Origin of the sequence: Streptomyces sp. NBC_00287 (assembly GCF_036173105.1) — a bacterium.
Lineage (GTDB): Bacteria > Actinomycetota > Actinomycetes > Streptomycetales > Streptomycetaceae > Streptomyces.
On the sequence record NZ_CP108053.1, the window covers coordinates 7,798,197 to 7,818,091 of the forward strand.

General features: G+C 70.1%; 13 protein-coding genes and 1 pseudogene. 10 read left to right on the plus strand and 4 right to left on the minus strand.

Going from position 1 to position 19,895, the window contains the following annotated elements; all coding sequences use genetic code 11:
- Positions 1–94: 94 nt before the first annotated feature.
- The 10 genes and pseudogenes from OHT76_RS35375 to OHT76_RS35420 all read left to right on the plus strand — a co-directional run bounded on the left by OHT76_RS35375 (position 95) and on the right by OHT76_RS35420 (position 13,086).
- Positions 95–2,620 carry a PQQ-dependent sugar dehydrogenase gene (locus tag OHT76_RS35375; RefSeq protein ID WP_328874934.1) on the plus strand — a complete coding sequence of 842 codons (2,526 nt, stop codon included), beginning with the start codon at positions 95–97 and terminating at the stop codon, positions 2,618–2,620.
- Positions 2,621–2,635: 15 nt separating this feature from the next.
- Positions 2,636–3,970, plus strand: coding sequence for a ThuA domain-containing protein (locus tag OHT76_RS35380; RefSeq protein WP_328874935.1), 1,335 nt, complete (start codon positions 2,636–2,638; stop codon positions 3,968–3,970).
- Between the two features lie 75 nt (positions 3,971–4,045).
- Positions 4,046–5,356 (plus strand): inositol-3-phosphate synthase, encoded by a 1,311-nt coding sequence (locus tag OHT76_RS35385; protein WP_328874936.1) that lies wholly within the window; start codon positions 4,046–4,048, stop codon positions 5,354–5,356.
- A 23-nt stretch (positions 5,357–5,379) separates the two neighbouring features.
- A complete protein-coding gene (locus OHT76_RS35390) occupies positions 5,380–6,555 on the plus strand; it encodes an SCO3242 family prenyltransferase (RefSeq protein ID WP_443049942.1) in 1,176 nt (391 codons plus the stop codon).
- A 142-nt stretch (positions 6,556–6,697) separates the two neighbouring features.
- Positions 6,698–7,642 carry a sugar phosphate isomerase/epimerase family protein gene (locus tag OHT76_RS35395; RefSeq protein WP_328874938.1) on the plus strand — a complete coding sequence of 315 codons (945 nt, stop codon included), beginning with the start codon at positions 6,698–6,700 and terminating at the stop codon, positions 7,640–7,642.
- Positions 7,639–8,550, plus strand: coding sequence for an EboA domain-containing protein (locus tag OHT76_RS35400; RefSeq protein WP_328874939.1), 912 nt, complete (start codon positions 7,639–7,641; stop codon positions 8,548–8,550). The genes OHT76_RS35395 and OHT76_RS35400 overlap by 4 nt, the downstream gene beginning before the upstream one ends.
- Complete coding sequence (locus OHT76_RS35405; protein WP_328874940.1) at positions 8,550–9,398, plus strand: TatD family hydrolase; 849 nt, start codon at positions 8,550–8,552, stop codon at positions 9,396–9,398. The genes OHT76_RS35400 and OHT76_RS35405 overlap by 1 nt, the downstream gene beginning before the upstream one ends.
- 3 nt (positions 9,399–9,401) lie before the next feature.
- Positions 9,402–10,559, plus strand: coding sequence for a metabolite traffic protein EboE (gene eboE, locus OHT76_RS35410; protein WP_328874941.1), 1,158 nt, complete (start codon positions 9,402–9,404; stop codon positions 10,557–10,559).
- Entirely contained in the window at positions 10,556–11,965 is a 1,410-nt protein-coding gene (locus OHT76_RS35415; RefSeq protein ID WP_328874942.1) for a nucleotide pyrophosphatase/phosphodiesterase family protein, read from the plus strand. The genes eboE and OHT76_RS35415 overlap by 4 nt, the downstream gene beginning before the upstream one ends.
- 81 nt (positions 11,966–12,046) lie before the next feature.
- Positions 12,047–13,086 (plus strand): annotated as a pseudogene (locus tag OHT76_RS35420) (sugar phosphate isomerase/epimerase family protein).
- Between the two features lie 154 nt (positions 13,087–13,240).
- Here the strand turns inward: OHT76_RS35420 and OHT76_RS35425 are convergent.
- The 4 genes from OHT76_RS35425 to OHT76_RS35440 form a co-directional block, all read right to left on the minus strand.
- Entirely contained in the window at positions 13,241–14,629 is a 1,389-nt protein-coding gene (locus OHT76_RS35425; RefSeq protein WP_328874943.1) for an OFA family MFS transporter, read from the minus strand.
- Positions 14,630–14,751: 122 nt separating this feature from the next.
- Complete coding sequence (locus OHT76_RS35430) at positions 14,752–16,896, minus strand: acetate--CoA ligase family protein (RefSeq protein WP_328876705.1); 2,145 nt, start codon at positions 16,894–16,896, stop codon at positions 14,752–14,754.
- Between the two features lie 4 nt (positions 16,897–16,900).
- Positions 16,901–18,142, minus strand: a complete 1,242-nt coding sequence (frc, locus tag OHT76_RS35435) for a formyl-CoA transferase (RefSeq protein ID WP_328874944.1) — start codon at positions 18,140–18,142, stop codon at positions 16,901–16,903.
- Between the two features lie 10 nt (positions 18,143–18,152).
- A complete protein-coding gene (locus tag OHT76_RS35440) occupies positions 18,153–19,835 on the minus strand; it encodes a thiamine pyrophosphate-binding protein (RefSeq protein ID WP_328874945.1) in 1,683 nt (560 codons plus the stop codon).
- Positions 19,836–19,895: the final 60 nt, after the last annotated feature.

Here is a 19,895-nt window from a genome sequence, read left to right on the forward strand (position 1 = left end):
CTTTCTCCGAGCTCTCTCCTCTGTCTCCGGGGTGACGGCGCACCCCGGCGCAAGGCACCCGCATGTACAACCGGCCCCATTCTGGAGGCAATTCGTGCACGCGAAAGACCGCACCACCAGTACCGACAGAACCGAGACCCACAGACGACGCCTCACCTTCCGCAAGACGGTCGCGCTGCTCAGCGGCGCACTGCTGGCGGGTGCGTCGCTCACCCTCGCCGCGCCCCAGGCTGTCGCCGACGCCTCCGCGGCCGCCGAGGGCATCCAGGCCGCCGAGGACGTCCAGGCCGCTGAGGACTTCCAGCAGGTCACCCTCGCCAAGGGCGAGGCGGAGGTCGGCGAGCCCATGTCGCTCGCCGTCCTCCCGGACCGCTCCGTCCTGCACACCTCCCGCGACGGCGAACTGCGCCTGACCGACGCGGCGGGCAACACCAAGCTCGCGGGCAAGCTCGATGTGTACGCCCACGACGAGGAAGGCCTCCAGGGCATCGGCGTCGACCCCGGATTCGCCGACAACCGCTTCATCTACCTCTACTACGCACCCCCGCTCAACACCCCCGCCGGCGACGCCCCCGAAACCGGCACGGCGGCCGACTTCGCCCCCTTCGACGGCGTCAACCGCCTCTCCCGCTTCGTCCTGAAGACCGACGGCACACTCGACGCCGCCAGCGAGACGAAGATCCTCGATGTCCCCGCCTCCCGAGGCCTGTGCTGTCACGTGGGCGGTGACATCGACTTCGACGCGGCGGGCAATCTGTATCTCTCAACGGGCGACGACACCAATCCGTTCCAATCGGACGGCTTCTCGCCCATCGACGAGCGCGCGAACCGCAACCCTGCCTTCGACGCCCAGCGTTCGTCCGCCAACACCAACGATCTGCGCGGCAAGATCCTGCGTATCAAGGTCAACGCGGACGGCAGCTATGCGGTGCCCGAGGGCAACCTCTTCGCGCCCGGCACCGACAAGACGCGGCCCGAGATCTACGCCATGGGCTTCCGCAACCCGTTCCGCTTCAGCGTCGACAAGGAGACGGGTGTCCTGTACGTCGGCGACTACGGCCCCGACGCCGGCGCCGCGAATCCCTCCCGAGGACCGGCGGGCCAGGTTGAGTTCGCCCGCCTCACCGGCCCCGGCAACTTCGGCTGGCCGTACTGCACCGGCGACAACGACGCCTACGTCGACTACGACTTCGCCACCGGCCAGTCCGGCGCCGCCTTCGACTGCGCCGCCCCGAAGAACACCTCGCCCAACAACACTGGGCTGACCGATCTGCCCCCGGCGCAGGCGGCCTGGATCCCGTACGACGGCGGCTCGGTACCCGAGTTCGGCACCGGCTCCGAATCGCCGATGGGCGGCCCGGTCTACCACTACGACCCGAACCTCGACTCGCCGGTGAAGTTCCCCGAGGCCTACGACGGCGACTTCTTCGCCGGTGAGTTCGGCCGCCGCTGGATCAAGCGGATCACCAGCGACGCCGACGGCACCGTGCAGTCGATCAACAACGTGCCGTGGACCGGAACCCAGGTGATGGACATGGCCTTCGGCCCGGACGGAGCGCTGTACGTCCTCGACTACGGCGTCTCCTGGTTCGGCGGCGACGAGCACTCCGCCCTGTACCGCATCGAGAACGCCACCGACGGCCACTCCCCGGTCGCGCAGGCCTCGGCGAGCCGTACCTCCGGACAGGCGCCGCTGCGGGTGCAGTTCTCCTCCGAGGGCACGACCGACCAGGACGGCGACGCCCTCACGTACAGCTGGGACTTCGGCGACGGCAACACCTCCACCACGGCCGACCCCACGCACCGCTACCGCAAGAACGGCACCTACACCGCGACCCTGACCGCCAAGGACCCGTCCGGGCGGACCGGCAGTGCGAGCGTGCAGGTCGTGGTCGGCAACACCGCCCCCAAGGTGACGCTCGAACTCCCCCAGGACGGGCAGCTGTTCAGCTTCGGTGACGCCATTCCCTTCAAGGTGAAGGTCAGCGACCCCGAGGACCGGACCATCGACTGCGCCAAGGTCAAGGTCACCTTCATCCTCGGCCACGACAGCCACGGCCACCCGGTGACCTCGGCCAACGGCTGCACCGGCACCATCCAGACCAGCGCCGACGGCGGCCACGACGAGGACGCCAACATCTTCGGCGTGATGGACGCCGAGTACACCGACGGCGGAGGCGGCGGCCAGGCCCCGCTGACCACCCACGACCAGAGCGTCCTGCAGCCCAAGCACCGCCAGGCCGAGCACTTCGGCAACGGCTCCGGAGTCTCGGTCATCACCAAGACCCCGGCCCACGGCGGCAAGACCGTCGGCGACATCGACAACGGCGACTGGATCTCCTTCACGCCGTACGCCCTGAGTAATGCCAAGTCCCTTACGGCACGCATCTCGTCCGGCGGCGCGGGCGGCACGCTCGAGGTCCGTGCGGGGTCCTCGACCGGCCCCTTGCTCGGCAGGACGGCCGTACCGGTGACCGGCGGCTGGGAGACCTTCCAGGACGTCACGGCACAGCTGACCCGCGCCCCGCGCGGCACGACCATGCTCTACCTGGTCTTCAAGGGGGCCACCGGCTCGGGCGCGCTGTTCGACGTCGACGACTTCACGTTCACGACGGGCTGAGGAGGGATGTGCGCGATGCGATCAACTGTCCGAGTGCCAACCGTGGTTGTCGGTGCGGCCCTGCTCCTCGGCTGTATGTCGGGACCCGCCGTGTCCTCTGCGGAGGCTGAGGAGCGGGTGCTGGTCTTCTCCAAGACGGCAGGCTTCCGGCACGACTCGATCCCCGAGGGCGTGGCGGCGGTCAGGGAGCTGGGCGCCACGGCCGGCATCACGGTCGACGCCACCGAGGACGCCGGGGCGTTCACGCACGAAAACCTGCGCCGGTACGACGCCGTGGTGTTCCTGTCGACCACCGGCGATGTGCTCGACGGCGCGCAACAGCGCGCTTTCGAACGCTATGTGCGCCACGGCGGCGGCTTTATGGGTGTCCACGCGGCAGCCGACACCGAGTACGACTGGGCGTTCTACGGCGGGCTCGTCGGGGCGTATTTCCAGTCGCATCCGGCGATCCAGCCCGCCACGGTGGACATCGAGGACCACGCCCACGCGGCGACCTCGCATCTGCCGACGGCCTGGAACCGTACGGACGAGTGGTACAACTACCGCTCCAACCCCCGGGAACGGGTCCACGTCCTCGCCTCCCTCGACGAGTCGTCGTACACGGGCGGCACCATGAACGGCGATCACCCGATCGCCTGGTGCCACACCCACCAGGGCGGTCGCGCCTTCTACACCGGCGGCGGCCACACCAAGGAGTCCTACGCGGACCCCGCCTTCCGGCAGCACCTGCTGGGCGGGCTGCGCTGGACGACGGGCGCGGCGCAGGCCGACTGCCGCCCGGAGAACGGCTATCGCCCGCTCTTCGACGGCACGGCCTCGTCGCTCTCCGGGTGGCAGCAGGCGGGCCCCGGCTCGTTCGTCCTGGGCACCGACGGCACCCTCACCACCACCGGCGGCCTCGGCATGCTCTGGTACGCCGACCAGGGCTTCGACGCCTACTCGCTGAAGCTCGACTGGAAGGTCGACGGAGACGACAATTCCGGTGTATTCGTGGGATTTCCGCCCTCGGACGACCCGTGGTCGGCTGTCAACAACGGCTATGAGATCCAGATCGACGCCACGGACGTCCCCGAGAAGACGACGGGGTCCGTCTACGGCTTCCGCTCCGCCGACCTGGCGAGGCGCGACCGGGCGCTGAACCCGCCGGGGGAGTGGAACACGTACGAGATCCGAGTGGAGGGCGAACGCCTCCGCCTCTGGCTCAACGGCGTGAAGATCAACGATTTCACCAACACCGATCCGGCCCGGAGCCTGCGTGAGGGGCATGTCGGCATCCAGAACCACGGATCCGACGACCAGGTGTCCTTCCGGGACATCCGGATCAAGGAACTGCCCGTGAAGGGCGACTGAGCGGCGGCGGGCGGGGGACGCCGGACTCCCGCCCGCCGTCTTACCGGGTTTCCCGCACGACAAGGAGGCTGGCCCATGTCCGTGTCCCGTTCTGGATCCCGAGTCGGAGTGTGGCTGATCGGAGCGCGCGGTTCCGTCGCCACGACGGTGGTCGCGGGCTGCGCCGCGGTCTCCGCGGGCCTGCACCCGCCGACGGGCATGGTCACCGAAACCCCGCCCTTCGCCTCCTCGGGGCTACCGCCCCTTCCCTCCCTGGTCTTCGGCGGCCACGACACGGTGGACTGTCCGCTGCCCAAGCGCGCGGAAGAATTGGCGGCGGGCGGCGTGCTCCCGCCCGGCCTTCCGGCCGCCGTGGCATCCGAACTGGCCGCCGCGGACCGGGAGATCAGGCCGGGCGGCCCACACAGCGGCGACACCCGGGACCAGGAAGCGCTGATCTCCGCCTTCGCCGCTGACATCGAGGATTTCGTACGACGGCTGGGGCTGACCCGGGCGGTCGTGGTGAACGTGGCCTCGACCGAACCCCCGCCCACGGACGAGGCCCTCCCGCCCAGCACCCTGTATGCGGCGGCGGCCCTGCGCGCGGGCTGCCCCTACATCAACTTCACCCCCTCAACAGGCCTGCATCACCCGGAACTTGCCCCTTTGGCCGCCGAGTCCGGGCTCCCCTACGCGGGCCGTGACGGCAAGACCGGCCAGACCCTGCTCCGGGCAGCCCTGGGCCCGATGTTCACCCAGCGCGCCCTCGCGGTACGCGCCTGGTCCGGCACGAACCTGCTGGGCGGCGGCGACGGAGCCGCCCTCGCCGACCCGGCGGCGGCCGCCGCGAAGAACGCCGGCAAGGAACGAGTCCTCGCCGAAACCCTCGCCACCCCGCCCGAGGGCGAGGTCCACATCGACGACGTCCCCGCCCTCGGCGACTGGAAGACCGCCTGGGACCACGTGGCCTTCGACGGCTTCCTCGGCACCCGAATGATCCTCCAGACCATCTGGCAGGGCTGCGACTCGGCACTGGCAGCTCCGCTGATCCTGGACCTGGCCCGCCTGACGGCCCGAGCCCATGAGCGGGGCCTGTCCGGGCCCCTCCGCGAACTCGGCTTCTTTTTCAAGGATCCGGTGGGGGAGGGGCCGGCGGCGCTGGGGGAGCAGTATGCGGAGCTGGTGCGGTTTGGGGGGCGGTTGCGGGGTGGGGGAGTGGGCGCTGTGGGCGGCGCCGGTGGGATTGGGGTTTGTGGTGGGGGTGCGGGATCTGCCGGTGGCGCCGACGGCCTCGGGCTCTGCGGTGGTGAGGTGGAGGAGCGGCCGTTGCGGGGTGGGGGAGGCGGGTCTGTTGCCGGGGCCGATGACGTCGGGGTCTGCGGTGGCGGTGCGGGGGAGGGGCGGTGAGCGGGGGTGTTGCGGGCGCGGGAATGGTCGGCTCGGATGCGGCGGAGGTCAGGGCTGTGGTGGCGCCGGGTGCTGGCGGCAGCACGGCTCCGGGAACGGTCGATTCCGCTCGCCCGAAGCTGAAACTTCCCCTCGCCTGGGCCGAACTCCTGCGTCTCCCGGCCCTGTTCACCGTCCCCGGTGACGCCCTGGCCGGCGCGGCCGCCACCGGCGTACCCCACAACTCCCGCACCCTGCTCGCCATCGGCTCCTCCCTTTGCCTGTACGAGGCCGGCATGACCCTGAACGACTGGGCGGACCGTGAGGAAGACGCCGCCGAACGCCCCCACCGCCCCCTCCCTTCCGGCCGCGTCCGCCCCACCGCCGCGCTCAGAGCAGCCTGCGCCCTCACCGGCACCGGCCTGGCCCTGGCCGCCCGCGCCGGCCGCCCGGCCCTCTCCGTCGCCGTACCCCTGGCCGCCACGGTCTGGGCCTACGACCTCCACCTGAAGCACACCCCGGCGGGCCCGGCAGCGATGGCAACGGCCCGCGCCCTCGACCTCCTCCTCGGCGCCGCAGCCACGAGCGGCCGCACCCGCGAGGCCCTCCCGTCCGCGGCCCTCCTGGGCACCCACACCCTGGCGGTCACAACGGTCTCCCGCCACGAAACCCGGGGCGGCTCCCCTCTGGCACCGCTGGCGGCCCTGGCCACAACTGCCCTACTGACCGGCCTGATGACACGGGGCACCTTCTCCGCATCGACCAGCCGCCGAGATCCAACGGCCCACGCTCTGCCCGACACCGCCGACGCGACGAGCGCGCCGGGCCTCGCGGGTACCCCCAGCCCACAGGCCACCCCCAGCACGCAGAGGCACTCATCGGCCGCCCCCGACACCGTGCCCCACGTCGGCCACCTTCACCGGCCGCCGTTCCCGACCCCGAGTCCCATTGACGCTGCCCCGCCCCGCTCAGCCCTCCTCTCCCCGCTCCGCCAAGCCCTAGCCGCCACCTACGCCGCCACAGCCGCCCGCCCGTACTTCCACGCCACCCTCAACCCCTCACCCCCGCTCACCCAACGCGCCGTCGGCGCAGGCATCCGCGCCACGATCCCTCTCCAGGCCGCACTCGCAGCCCGCTCCGGCGCCACGGCAACCGCCCTGCTCGTCGCGGCCCTTGCTCCGCTGGGCCGTCGGTTCGGGAGGAAGGTGAGCATCACATGACGTCTGATGCGGGCCGCCCGCTCGCCGCCGCTGTCCCTCTCCGGGCCGCGCTCGTTGCACGGTCCGGTGCCACGGCAACCGCTCTGCTCGTCGCGACCCTCGCTCCACTGGGCCGCCGGTTCCAGAGGAAGGCGAGCATCACATGACCCCCGCCGCAGGCCACCCCCTCGCCGCCACTTCCCTCCGTTTCGGCTACGGCACCAACGGTCTCGCCGACCTCCGTCTGGACGATGCCCTCTCCCTCCTCGCCGACCTCGGCTACGACGGTGTCGGACTGACCCTCGACCACATGCACTTGGACCCGCTGGCCCCGGACCTCGCCGCCCGGGTCAGCCGAGTCGCGCACCGTCTGGACATCCTGGGACTGGGCGTCACCGTCGAAACCGGTGCCCGCTATGTGCTCGACCCGCGCCGCAAACACGGCCCCTCCCTGCTCGACCCCGACCCGGACGCCCGAGCCCGCCGCGTCGACCTCCTGGTCCGTGCCGTCCGAATCGCCGCCGACCTCGGTGCCCACGCCGTGCACTGCTTCAGCGGCATCACCCCGGACGGCACCGACCCGGACACCGCTTGGAAACGCCTGGCCGAGGCCCTCGCCCCCGTCCTGGACGCGGCCACGTCCGCCGGCGTCCCGCTCGCCGTCGAACCCGAGCCCGGTCACCTCCTCGCCACCCTCCCCGACTTCCACCACCTCCGCCGCATCCTGGGCGACCCGGAACCCCTCGGCCTCACCCTCGACATCGGCCACTGTCAGTGCCTCGAACCCGTCTCTCCCGCCGACTGCGTCCGCGCCGCCGCCCCTTGGCTGCGCCACGTCCAGATCGAGGACATGCGCCGCGGCGTCCATGAACATCTCCCCTTCGGAGACGGCGAGATCGACTTCCCGCCCGTCCTCGCGGCCCTCGCCGCCACCGGCTACCAGGGCCTGACCGTCGTGGAACTGCCCCGCCACTCCCACGCAGGCCCCCACTACGCCGAACTCTCCCTCCCGTTCCTCCGCAACGCCGCCGCCGGCGCCGCAGCGGGCACCACCAAGCCCCCGCACCCCGGCGAGCCCTCGGCCACCCCCGAAAGGAGCACCCCATGACCCACTTCCGCCCCACCACCACGGGCACTCCGGCGGCGGACAACCACGGCACCCACGACGACCAGAACTCTCGGACCACCAAGAGCTCTCGGACCACCGAGGATCCTGAGCCCACCCAGAGCCAGCCCGCCCAGAGCCAGCCCGCCCAGAGCCAGCCCGCTCAGAGCCAGCCGGCCCAGAGCCCCCAGTCCACCGGGAGCCCTCAGCCCGCCCAGGGACCTCACCCCACCGAGAGCCCTCACCCAACCCCCCTCCCTCTAACCCCACCCCCCACCCTCCACGCCCACCTCACCCCCCACCTCACCGGAGCCGCCCGCGCCTGGCTCGACCAGGCCCTCGACGAGGCCGCCGCCCACCCCGGCACCCACGGACCCATCTCCGTATGGGAGTTGCGCCTGGCCGAGGCCGGTCGCCGCTGTGGGGCCGAGTACGCCGACGCCGCCCGCGTCCTCATCCTGCACGCGGCCCGAGCCGACACCGACGCCCTCACCCGCGTCTACTTCCAGGGCACCGGCGCCGAACGCCGCGCCGTCCTGCACGCCCTGCCCCACCTCGTGCCGGGCCCGGACGCGCTCCCGCTGGTCGAGGACGCCCTGCGCGCCAACGACACCGGACTCGTAGCCGCCGCCGTCGGCCCGTACGCCGCGCGGCACCTGGACCCCCACCAGTGGCGGCACGCCGTCCTGAAGTGCCTGTTCACCGGTGTGTCCGTCAGCGCGGTGGCCGACCTGGAACGCCGCGCCCACGCCGACGCCGAACTCGCCCGCATGCTCGGCGACTACGCGGCCGAACGCACCGCCGCGGGCCGTCCCGTGCCCGAGGACCTGTACCGCGTCCTGGCCCTGACCGAATCCGGCCCCACACCCCCACCGCACGGCGACGTCCACCCCCACGGCAAGGAGTCCTGATGCGCATCTTCGACCCCCACATCCATATGACGTCCAGGACCACCGACGACTACGAGGCCATGCACGCCGCAGGCGTCCGCGCCGTCGTCGAGCCCTCCTTCTGGCTGGGCCAGCCCCGCACCTCGCCGGCCACGTTCTTCGACTACTTCGACTCCCTCCTCGGCTGGGAACCCTTCCGCGCCGCCCAGTACGGCATCGCCCACCACTGCACGCTCGCCCTCAACCCCAAAGAGGCCAACGACCCGCGCTGCACGCCCGTCCTGGACGAACTGCCCCGCTACCTCGTCAAGGACCAGGTCGTGGCCGTCGGCGAGATCGGCTATGACTCGATGACCCCCGCCGAGGACACCGCCCTCGCCGCCCAGCTCCAGCTCGCCGCCGACCACGAGCTGCCCGCCCTCGTGCACACCCCGCACCGCGACAAGGCGGCCGGTCTGCGCCGCACCCTCGACGTCGTCCGGGAGTCCGCGCTGCCCCCGGACCGCGTCCTGGTCGACCACCTCAACGAGACGACCGTCAAGGAGGCCAAGGACAGCGGCTGCTGGCTCGGCTTCTCCGTCTATCCCGACACCAAGATGGACGAGGAACGGATGGTCGCCATTCTGCGGTCCTATGGCCCCGAGCAGGTGCTGGTGAACTCCGCCGCCGACTGGGGCCGCAGCGACCCGCTCAAGACCCGCCGGGTCGGCGACCTGATGCTGGCCGAGGGCTTCACCGAGGACGAGGTCGACCGGGTCCTGTGGCGGAACCCCGTCGCCTTCTACGGGCTCAGCGGCCGGTTGAACCTGGACGTCGCGGCCACCGACGCCACCCACGAAGGCAACTCCATCCTCCGCGGCGGTGCGTGAGCCATGCGCTTCCGCCACCCCGACGGCTCCACCGTCCACCTCGCCTACTGCACCAACGTCCACCCCGCCGAGACCCTCGACGGCGTCCTCGCCCAGCTCCGGGACCACTGCGAACCCGTCCGCCGCCGCCTCGGCCGCGACCGCCTGGGCATCGGCCTGTGGCTCGCCCGGGACGCGGCCCATGCCCTCGTCACCGACCCGTCCGCCCTGCGCGGCCTGCGCTGCGAACTGGACCGGCGAGGCCTCGAAGTGGTCACCCTCAACGGCTTCCCCTATGAGGGCTTCGGCGCCGAAGAGGTCAAGTACCGCGTCTATCGGCCCGACTGGACCGACCCCGAGCGCCTCGACCACACCACCGCCCTCGCCCGCGTCCTCGCCGGACTGCTCCCCGACGACGTCGACGAGGGCAGCATCTCCACCCTCCCGCTCGCCTGGCGCACCCGGCCCACCGACACGGCCCACACCGCGCTGCGCATCCTCGGCGAACGGCTCGACGCGTTGGAGGAACTCACCGGCCGCTCCATCCGCATAGGCCTGGAGCCGGAACCCGGCTGTGTCATCGAGACCACCGGCGACGCCATCGCGCCGCTCACCGCGATCGATCACCCACGCATCGGCATCTGCGTCGACACCTGTCACCTCGCCACCTCCTTCGAAGATCCGCACACCGCCCTGGACGCCCTTGTCGAGTCCCACATACTTGTCGTGAAGTCCCAGCTCTCGGCAGCACTGCACGCCGAGCACCCTCACCTCCCCGAGGTCAGCGTGGCGCTCGCCGCCTTCGACGAACCCCGCTTTCTGCATCAGACCCGCACCCGAACCGCCGCCGGCCTACGCGGCACCGACGACCTCGGCGAGGCCCTCGGCGGCCAGGCGCTCCCCGACGCGGCGCCCTGGCGCGCCCACTTCCATGTCCCGCTGCACGCGGCCCCCGCCGCGCCTCTCACCTCCACGCTTCCTGTCCTGAAGGCCGCCCTTGCCCGGCTCGTCGGCGGCACGCACCCGCTCGCCCGCCATCTGGAGGTCGAGACCTACACCTGGCAGGCCCTCCCACCCGAGCTGCGCCCCAGCACCCGGACCCAGCTCGCCGACGGCATCGCCGCCGAACTCACCCTCGCCCGCGACCTGTTGACGGACCTCGGCCTCAAGGAGCTCCCATGAGCACGAGCACCCCACGGACCGCCCCGGGCACGGGTCCCACCCCGCTCCTCGTCCTCGACGTCGTCGGCCTCACCCCCCGTCTCCTCGACCACATGCCCCACCTCAAGCAGCTCGCCCAGTCCGGCTCCCGTGCCGCCCTCGGCACCGTGCTGCCCGCCGTCACCTGCGCCGCCCAGTCCACCTTCCTCACCGGCACTCACCCGTCTGAGCACGGGATCGTCGGCAACGGCTGGTACTTCCGCGAACTCGGCGACGTACTCCTGTGGCGCCAGCACAACGGCCTGGTCGCCGGCGACAAACTCTGGGACGCCGCCCGCCGCGCCCACCCCGGCTACACCGTCGCCAACATCTGCTGGTGGTACGCCATGGGCGCCGACACCGACTTCACCGTCACCCCCCGACCCGTCTACTACGCCGACGGCCGCAAGGAACCCGACTGCTACACGCGGCCGGCGGCCCTGCACGACGAACTCACCGAGAAACTGGGTACCTTCCCGCTCTTCCACTTCTGGGGCCCCGGCGCCGACCTGGTCTCCAGCCGCTGGATCATCGATGCGACCCGCCACATCATGGGCACCCGGCACCCTGACCTGACGCTCTGCTACCTCCCTCACCTCGACTACGACCTGCAGCGCTTCGGCCCCGACGACCCGCGCTCCCTGAAGGCGGCCGCCGATCTGGACACCGCCCTCGCCCCGCTTCTGGACGACGCCCGCGCGGAAGGCCGTACCGTCGTCGCCCTGTCCGAGTACGGCATCACCCGCGTGAGCCGCCCCGTCGACCTCAACCGCGCCCTGCGCCGCGCGGGTCTGCTGGAGGTGCACACACAGGACGGCATGGAGTACCTGGACGCGATGGCGTCCCGCGCCTTCGCCGTCGCCGATCACCAGATCGCCCATGTGTATGTGCGCCGCCCCGAGGACCTCGACGCGACCCGGGCCGCGCTCGACGGGCTGCCCGGCCTGGAGCAACTCCTCGACGACGAGGGCAAGAAGGCGCACCATCTCGACCATCCGCGCTCCGGCGAACTCGTCGCCGTCGCGGAGCCGGACGCCTGGTTCACGTACTACTACTGGCTCGACGACGACCGCGCGCCCGACTTCGCGCGACTGGTCGAGATCCACCGCAAACCCGGCTACGACCCGGTCGAACTCTTCATGGACCCGCTCGACCCGTACGTCAAGGTCAAGGCCGCCACCGCGCTGGCGCGCAAGAAACTCGGCATGCGCTACCGCATGGCGGTCGTGCCCCTGGATCCCTCACCTATTCGCGGCAGCCACGGGCGCCTTCCCGCGAGCGACGACGACGGTCCGCTCCTCATCTGCTCCACCCCCCGCGCTGTCGGCGACCGCCTCGCGGCCACCGACGTGAAGTCACTGCTGCTCCAACTCGCCGGTCTCACCTGAGGGATGAACCCACCAGGTCCGACTGGTCCCAAGTGAAGCACTCACCACTGACAACGCCCCGTGACCACGAGGAGTTCCAGCATGAGCCGCACCACTCAGACCGACCCCGAACTCACCCACCGCCTCAGCAGACGCGGCATGCTCGGCGTCGCCGCGGGGGCCACCGCCGCCGCCCTGCTCGGCGCGGCGGCGACCCCCGCCACCGCCGCCACCGACGCCGAGACCTCCGCCGCGGGCCGCGGCCGCCCCGTCCTGCCGCCCGGTCGGCTCGGCATCCAGCTCTACAGCCTGCGCGACAAGGTCTCCACCCTCGGCTTCGCCGCAGTCTTCGCCGAGCTGGAGAAGTACGGCTACGACGAGGTCGAGTTCGCCGGCTACAGCCAGGGTTCGGCAGGCGCGATCACCCTCGCCCAGCTCAAGCGGCTGGCCAGGAACCACGGTCTGAACCCGATCGGCAGCCATGTCGGCTACTACTCCAACGATCCGAACGCCTACACCTTCGCCACCAACCTCACCAAGGTCCTAACGACGCCCAGGCCCTTGGGCTCAAGCACATCGGTACCGCGTCCGGCCCGTTCCGCTACGGCTCGACCGTCGACGCCTGGAAGCGCGCCGCCGAGGAATTCAACACCTACGGCGCGGCGGCCAGGGCGCGCGGCATGAAGTTCTACCAGCACAACCACTCCGAGGAGTTCTCCTTCGCCACCGACAACCCCAAGGTCCGGCTCTACGACGTGCTGCTCGCCGAGACCGACCCCGACCTCGTCTTCCTGGAGATGGACATCTTCTGGGCGTACTCGGGCCAGTTCCGCTTCTCCAAGCGGCCGGACGGCACACCGGCCCCCTTCGACCCGCTCGACTACGTGCTCAAGCAGCCCCACCGCTACCCGCTGTTCCATGTGAAGGACGGCGTCAGCGACCCGGCGAACCAGTACGGCTACCGCATGGTCGACGTCGGCGACGGAGACATCGACTACCAGCGGTTCATCTCCGGCGTGACCCGGCTGCGCGGCGAGCGGCTCGCCCACCACTGGCAGGCCGAGCACGACAACCCGACGGAGTCCTTCACCTTCGCCCGGCGTTCCAGCGAGCATCTGCACTCACTGCGCGAGAAGTGCTGACGGCCGTAACCGTATGAGGAGGCCCTCCCCACCGCGGGGAGGGCCTCCTCATACATACGCTCAGGACATTGCTCACGTGGGACAGCGGTAGGGACGGTGTGCGGCGTCGTGCGGTGCGGACGAGCTGTCTGCTGCCTACGGATGTGCCGTCATCTCACGCCGTTTCCTCGCCGAGCGGTTGCGGGTTGGGGACGATGCGCTTCTTACTGTTGTCACGTCCCGGCGGACTGAGGAACAGCGCCACGAAGCCGGCGACGAACGAGATGGAGCCGGCCAGGATGAAGGCGCCGTTGAGTCCCCAGGCCCCCACGACGACGGCTCCCATGCCGGAACCGAGGCCGGAGACCAGCTTGGAGCTGTACACCATGCCGTAGTTGGTCGCGTTGTTGTTCTCACCGAAGTAGTCCGCGGTCATCGCGGCGAACATCGGGAAGATGGCACCGCCGCCGAAGCCGGAGACCGCGGAGAAGAACAGGAACAGCGGCAGGTTCTTGATCTCGGCCGACCAGATGATGCCGAACTGGGCGAGGCCCAGAATGACGCAGACGTACAGCAGGCACTTCTTGCGGCCGTAGAGGTCGGAGAGCCAGCCGATGACGCCGCGCCCGGTGCCGTTGACGATCGCCTTGAGCGACATGGCGGTGGCCACGATTCCGGCGGCGAATCCCGCGTGCTCGCCGATTTCGACCTGGAAGGCGATACCGAAGATGTTCACGCCCGACGTACAGGCGAGGCAGAACCACATGAGCGCCACTCGGCCGGTCTTCCAGGCCTCCGAGGGGCTGTACTGGTGGACGGCCGGCGGGTTCTTCTCCAGGGAGCGGCGTGCGCGCGGGTCGTCCGGCGGGTTGAGCGGGTCGATATTCGCGGGCCACCAGTTCTTCGGCGGGTCCTGGAAGTAGTAGCCGGCGACGGCCACGACAAGCGCGAGGAAGACGCCGACCGAGACCAGGACGACCTTGAAGTTGGAGATGTCCATCATGGTGGTGAACAGGAAGACGAAGGGCACCGAGCCATAGGCGAAGCCGCCGTTGACGAAGCCGGTCTTGCCGCCCTTTCGCTCCGGATACCACTTGCCGACCATGTTGACGCAGGTGGCGTACACCATGCCCGCGCCCATACCGCTGAACATGCCGAAGCCGATGAAGGCGAGCATGACGTGCGGAGCGTAGGCCAAAGACAGATAGCCCATCAGTGTGCCCAGCGCGCCCAGCATCATCGCCCAACGCGCGGGCAGCTTGCCGGTCTCACGCAGCCGCCCCGCCGGGAAGGCCACGGCGGCCTGGAAGAACACCCAGACGGTCAGCATCCAGAAGATGCTGCCTTCGGACCAGTGGTGTGCTTGGTGAATTGTCTCCTCGGCGGACGCGAACGCATATTCCGCGGAGGAGATGCCCATCATGCCCACCCAGGGCAGGATCACCATCCACTTGCGTTTGCGCCCCATGATGTCGATGTCGGACTCGCCCACTCGATAGACGCGTCCGTTCTTGTCGGTCACCTCCCGGTACGCGGTGACCTGAGGAACGTCTGTGGTTGTCACGGCTCGTTGCACCCCTTGCGTCGAAAGTTCTGGCCAGCGCCCCCTGTCCAATGCCTTTCGTGCGCGCACGGGTCCTGGGGTCGGCCGACGCGCACCGTCGGCCGACCCCGTTCCCACTCACCTCATGAACCGCCCCCCAACAGCCCCGCCGCCCGCGCCCAGCGGTACTTCGCCCCGAGCACGGCCACCGGCTTCTCCGTCGTGTACGGGTACGCCACGACCCCTCGCTCGTACAGGTACTGGCAGGCGTCCTCGACCTCGACGTCGCCCGCCAGCGACGCCACCACCGGCTTCTCGATCCCGCGCTCGCGGAACTCGGCCACCACGCGCGCGGTGAGCTCGGCGAAGACCATGGGGGGAGTGACGATGGTGTGCCAGTAGCCGAGGACCAGTGCGTGAATGCGAGGATCCTCAAGGCCGAGCCGGATCGTCGCCTCGTACGTCGACGGCGGCTCGCCCCCGGTGATGTCGACCGGGTTGCCCGCGGCCCCGAAAGGCGGGATGAACTTCCGGAAGGCCTCGTCCAGGTCGGGCGGGATCTCCATCAGGGACAGGCCGTTGTCGGTGACCGCGTCGGACAGCAGCACCCCGCTGCCGCCGGCCCCCGTGATGATCACGATGTTGTCGCCCTTGGGGGCGGGAAGTACCGGCAACGCGCGCGCGTACTCCAGCATGTCGTTGAGACCGGGCGCCCGGATGACCCCGGCCTGCCGCAGGATGTCGTCGTACACGGCGTCGTCGCCCGCGAGGGCCCCCGTGTGCGATCCGGCCGCCTTGGCTCCAGCGGCGGTCCGGCCGGCCTTGAGCACCACGACAGGCTTCTTCGGTACGGTCGCCCGAGCGGCCTCCACAAAGGCGCGCCCGTCCTTGAGGTCCTCCAGGTGCATCGCGATGCACTCGGTGTGCGGGTCCTCTCCGAACCAGGTCAGCAGGTCGTCCTCGTCCAGATCCGACTTGTTGCCGAGCCCGACGATCGCCGACACACCCGTCTTCGTGGTGCGGGCGAAGCCCAGGATGGCCATGCCGATGCCACCGGACTGCGAGGTCAGCGCCACGCCGCCCTTGACGTCGTAAGGCGTGCAGAATGTGGCGCACAGGTCTTGCCACGTCGAGTAGTAGCCGTAGATGTTCGGCCCGAGCAGCCGGACGCCGTGCCGCTCGGCGATGGCCACGATCTCGGCCTGGAGCTCGTGTTCCCCGGTCTCCGCGAATCCGGACGGGATCAGCACGGCGTTGGGGATCTTCTTACGTCCCACCTCCTCCAGGGCCGAGGCCACGAACTTGGCGGGGATAGCGAAGACCGCCACATCCACCTCACCGGGAACGTCCGTGACACTCTTGTACGCCTTGCGGCCCAGAATGTCATCGGCCTTGGGGTTCACCGGATGGATCTCCCCGGCGAAGCCGCCGTCGACGAGATTGCGCATCACCGAATTGCCGATCTTCCCCTGCTCGTTGGAGGCGCCGATCACGGCGACCGAGGAGGGCTGCATCAGACGGCGCATAGAGGTGAGGATCTCCTCGCGCGTGTACTTCCGGCGGGGCGGCGGCTGCTTCTCGGCGAGGATCACGCGGATGTCGGCGGCGACCGCGGCCTCCGGCGTGGCGATCACCGGGTTGAGATCCACTTCGGCGATCTCGGGGAAGTCCGCGACCAGTTGGGACACCCGGCGGATCTGCTCCGCGATCGCCCATCGGTCCACGGCTGCTTGGCCGCGCACGCCGCGCAGGATCTCCGCCGACCGGATCGAGTCCAGCATCGACAGCGCCTCGTCCGCGTCCAGGGGAGCGAGCCGGAAGGTGACGTCCTTGAGGACCTCGACCAGCACCCCGCCGAGCCCGAAGGCGACGACCTTGCCGAACGTCGGATCCGTCACCGCGCCGACGATGACCTCCTGCCCCTTCGGCAGCAGTTCCTGTACCTGGACGCCCTCGATGCGCGCGGACGCGTCGTACGCGCGCGCGTTGTCGATGATTTTGTGGAATGCCGCCCGTACGTCGACCGCACCCTCCACGCCGACGATCACTCCGCCGGCGTCGGTCTTGTGCAGGATGTCCGGAGAGACGATCTTCATCACCACGGGGCCGGCGAAGCGCGCCGCATACGCCACCGCCTCGTCGACGTCGGTGGCGAGTTCCTCCCCGGGTACGGCGATCCCGTACGCGTCGGCGATCACCTTGCCCTCGGGCGCGGTCAGCGCGGTGCGTCCCTCGGCCCGTACGGAGTCGAGGAGCGTGCGCACCCTCAGGACCCGGTCTTCGGCCATCACGTCAGATCACTCCGTTCGACTTGAGCAGGCGCAGTTCCTCGTCACCGAGGCCGAGCTCGCCGATGAAGACCTCTTCGTTGTGCTGGCCGAGCAGCGGTGAACTGGTCACCTCCACGGGGGAGTCGGACAGCTTCAGCGGGCTGCCGACGGTCACGAAATCGCCCCGCTCGGGGTGCGGCACGGTGACGACCATCTCGTTGGCGACCAGCGAGGAGTCCTCGATGATCTCCTTGGTGGAGAGGATCGGACCGCACGGGATGTTGTGCGCGTTGAGCTTCTCCAGCACCTCCCACTTGGGCAGGGTCGAGGACCACTCCTCGATCAGCTGGAACATCTTGTTCAGCTTGGGCAGCCGGGCCTCCGGCGTTGCCCACTCGGGGTCCTGGGCCAGTTCGGGCCGGCCGATGAGCTCGCTGAGCGGCTTCCAGCCGACGGGCTGCACGATGACGTACACGTAGTCGTTCGGGCCGCCCGGCGCGCACTTGACCGCCCAGCCCGGCTGGCCGCCGCCGGAGGCGTTTCCGGAGCGGGGAACCTCCGTGCCGAAGTCCTCGTTGGGATATTCAGCGAGTGGGCCATGGGTCAGGCGCTGCTGGTCGCGCAGCTTCACCCGGCAGAGGTTGAGCACCGCGTGCTGCATGGCCACGTTCACCCGCTGACCACGCCCGGTGGTCTCGCGCTGGAACAGCGCCGCGAGAATCCCCGCCACCGCGTGGACGCCCGTGCCCGAGTCCCCGATCTGGGCCCCCGTCGCCAGCGGCGGTCCGTCCTCGAAGCCGGTCGTCGACATCGACCCGCCCATGGCCTGCGCGACGACCTCGTACGCCTTGAAGTTGGTGTACGGGCCGTCCCCGAACCCCTTGATGGAGGCATAGACGATCCGTGGATTGATCTCCTGGATGCGGTCCCAGGTGAAGCCCATCCGGTCGACCGCGCCCGGACCGAAGTTCTCGACCATGACGTCGGAGCGCCGGATCAGCTCGGTGAGAAGCTCCTTGCCGCGCTCGGTCTTGGTGTTGAGGGTGATGCTCCGCTTGTTGCAGTTGAGCATCGTGAAGTAGAGGGAGTCCACTTCGGGGAGGTCACGCAGCTGCTTGCGCGTGATGTCGCCGGTCGGCGCCTCCAGCTTGACGACGTCCGCGCCGAGCCAGGCGAGCAGCTGGGTCGCGGAGGGACCGGACTGGACGTGCGTCATGTCCAGGACGCGGATGCCTTCGAGGGCCTTGGTAGGCGTTCCAGTCATGGGAGCCACCTCACTTGTACATGGTCTGGTTCATGGTTCCGGGGGCGTATGCGTCCGGGTCGACCCAGACGTTGATCAGCGAGGGCCTCCCAGACTCGCGGGCGCGCTGCAACGCGGGGCCGATGTCGGCGGGGTCGCGGACCTCCTCGCCGTAACCGCCCAGCATCTGCGCGAACTTGTCGTAGTGGACGTCGCCGAGGGTGTTGCCGACGCGCTCGCGTGCCTCGCCGTACTTGGCCTTCTGGCCGTAACGGATCTGGTTCATCGAGGAGTTGTTGCCGACGATGCCGACGAAGGGGAGGTTGTAGCGGACCAGGGTCTCGAAGTCCCAGCCGGTGAGGGAGAAGGCGCCGTCGCCGAAGAGGGCGACGACCTCCTTGTCCGGGCGTGCCTGCTTGGCCGCGAGGACGAAGGGGACGCCGACGCCGAGGGTGCCGAGCGGGCCCGGGTCCATCCAGTGGCCGGGCGACTTGGGCTGCACCACCTGACCGGAGAAGGTGACGATGTCCCCGCCGTCGCCGATGTAGATGGAGTCCTCGGTGAGGAAGTCGTTGATCTCGCTCACCAGTCGGTACGGGTGGATGGGGGAGGCGTCCGAGCGCAGGTGCGGCAGCCGCTTCTCGATCGCGGTCTGCTCGGCCGAGCGCAGCTCGTCCAGCCACTCCTTGCGCTTGGACGCGCCGCCGTTGAGGCGTCCGGAGGCGGCCTCGGTGACCGCCTTGAGCACCAGTCCCGCGTCGCCGACGATGCCGAGGTCGATGTCGCGGTTCTTGCCGACGGTCCGGTAGTCGAGGTCGATCTGTACGACGGTCGCGTCCGGCGACAGCCGCTTGCCGTAGCCCATGCGGAAGTCGAAGGGCGTACCGACGATGACGATGACGTCGGCGCCCGAGAAGGCGTACCGGCGTGAGAGCTGGAAGTGATGCGGGTCGCCGGGCGGCAGGGTGCCGCGTCCGGCGCCGTTCATGTACGCGGGGATGTTGAGGGTGCGGACCAGCTCGATGGCGGCCTCGGTGCCGCGGGTCGTCCACACCTGGCTGCCCAGCAGGATCGCGGGCTTCTCGGCGTGTACGAGCAGGTCGGCGAGCTTCTCGATCGCCTCGGGGTCGCCGGCGGAGCGGGTCGAGGCGCGGTAGGCGCCGGGCCGGGGCACGCGCGCCTTGGCCGTGGGCACCTTGGCGTCGAGGACGTCCCGGGGGATCTCCAGGAAGGAGGGCCCGGGCGCGCCGTGGTAGCACTCGCGGAACGCCATGGACACCATGTCCGCCGCGCGCGCCGTGTCCGGCACGGCCGCCGCGAACTTGGTGATCGGCGTCATCATGTCGACGTGCGGGAGGTCCTGCAGGGACCCCATCTTGTGCTGGGTGAGGGCCCCCTGGCCGCCGATCAGCAGCATCGGGGACTCGGCGCGGAAGGCGTTGGCGACGCCGGTGACCGCGTCGGTCGTACCGGGACCCGCGGTGACGACGGCGCAGCCGGGCTTGCCGGTGATGCGGGCGTAACCGTCGGCGGCGTGCGCGGCGACCTGCTCGTGGCGTACATCGACGACTTCGATGCCCTCGTCGACGCAGCCGTCGTAGATGTCGATGATGTGGCCGCCGCACAAGGTGTAGATGCGGTCGACCCCCTCGGCCTTCAAGGCCTTGGCTACGAGATGACCACCGGAAATGACGTCCTGGGTGTCGTCGGGCATGGCGAAGTCCTGTCCCTTCGTAGGGGGTTGGAGCGGCTCTCGCGGTACATTGCATACAGT

What these genes read in the sequence shown, in the direction of transcription:
- OHT76_RS35380 (WP_328874935.1), top strand. Translation starts at nt 2,636, where the DNA reads ATGCGATCAACTGTCCGAGTGCCAACCGTGGTTGTCGGTGCGGCCCTG.
- OHT76_RS35385 (WP_328874936.1), top strand. Translation starts at nt 4,046, where the DNA reads ATGTCCGTGTCCCGTTCTGGATCCCGAGTCGGAGTGTGGCTGATCGGA.
- OHT76_RS35390 (WP_443049942.1), top strand. Translation starts at nt 5,380, where the DNA reads ATGGTCGGCTCGGATGCGGCGGAGGTCAGGGCTGTGGTGGCGCCGGGT.
- OHT76_RS35395 (WP_328874938.1), top strand. Translation starts at nt 6,698, where the DNA reads ATGACCCCCGCCGCAGGCCACCCCCTCGCCGCCACTTCCCTCCGTTTC.
- OHT76_RS35400 (WP_328874939.1), top strand. Translation starts at nt 7,639, where the DNA reads ATGACCCACTTCCGCCCCACCACCACGGGCACTCCGGCGGCGGACAAC.
- OHT76_RS35405 (WP_328874940.1), top strand. Translation starts at nt 8,550, where the DNA reads ATGCGCATCTTCGACCCCCACATCCATATGACGTCCAGGACCACCGAC.
- eboE (WP_328874941.1), top strand. Translation starts at nt 9,402, where the DNA reads ATGCGCTTCCGCCACCCCGACGGCTCCACCGTCCACCTCGCCTACTGC.
- OHT76_RS35415 (WP_328874942.1), top strand. Translation starts at nt 10,556, where the DNA reads ATGAGCACGAGCACCCCACGGACCGCCCCGGGCACGGGTCCCACCCCG.
- OHT76_RS35430 (WP_328876705.1), bottom strand. Translation starts at nt 16,896, where the DNA reads ATGGCCGAAGACCGGGTCCTGAGGGTGCGCACGCTCCTCGACTCCGTA.
- frc (WP_328874944.1), bottom strand. Translation starts at nt 18,142, where the DNA reads ATGACTGGAACGCCTACCAAGGCCCTCGAAGGCATCCGCGTCCTGGAC.
- OHT76_RS35440 (WP_328874945.1), bottom strand. Translation starts at nt 19,835, where the DNA reads ATGCCCGACGACACCCAGGACGTCATTTCCGGTGGTCATCTCGTAGCC.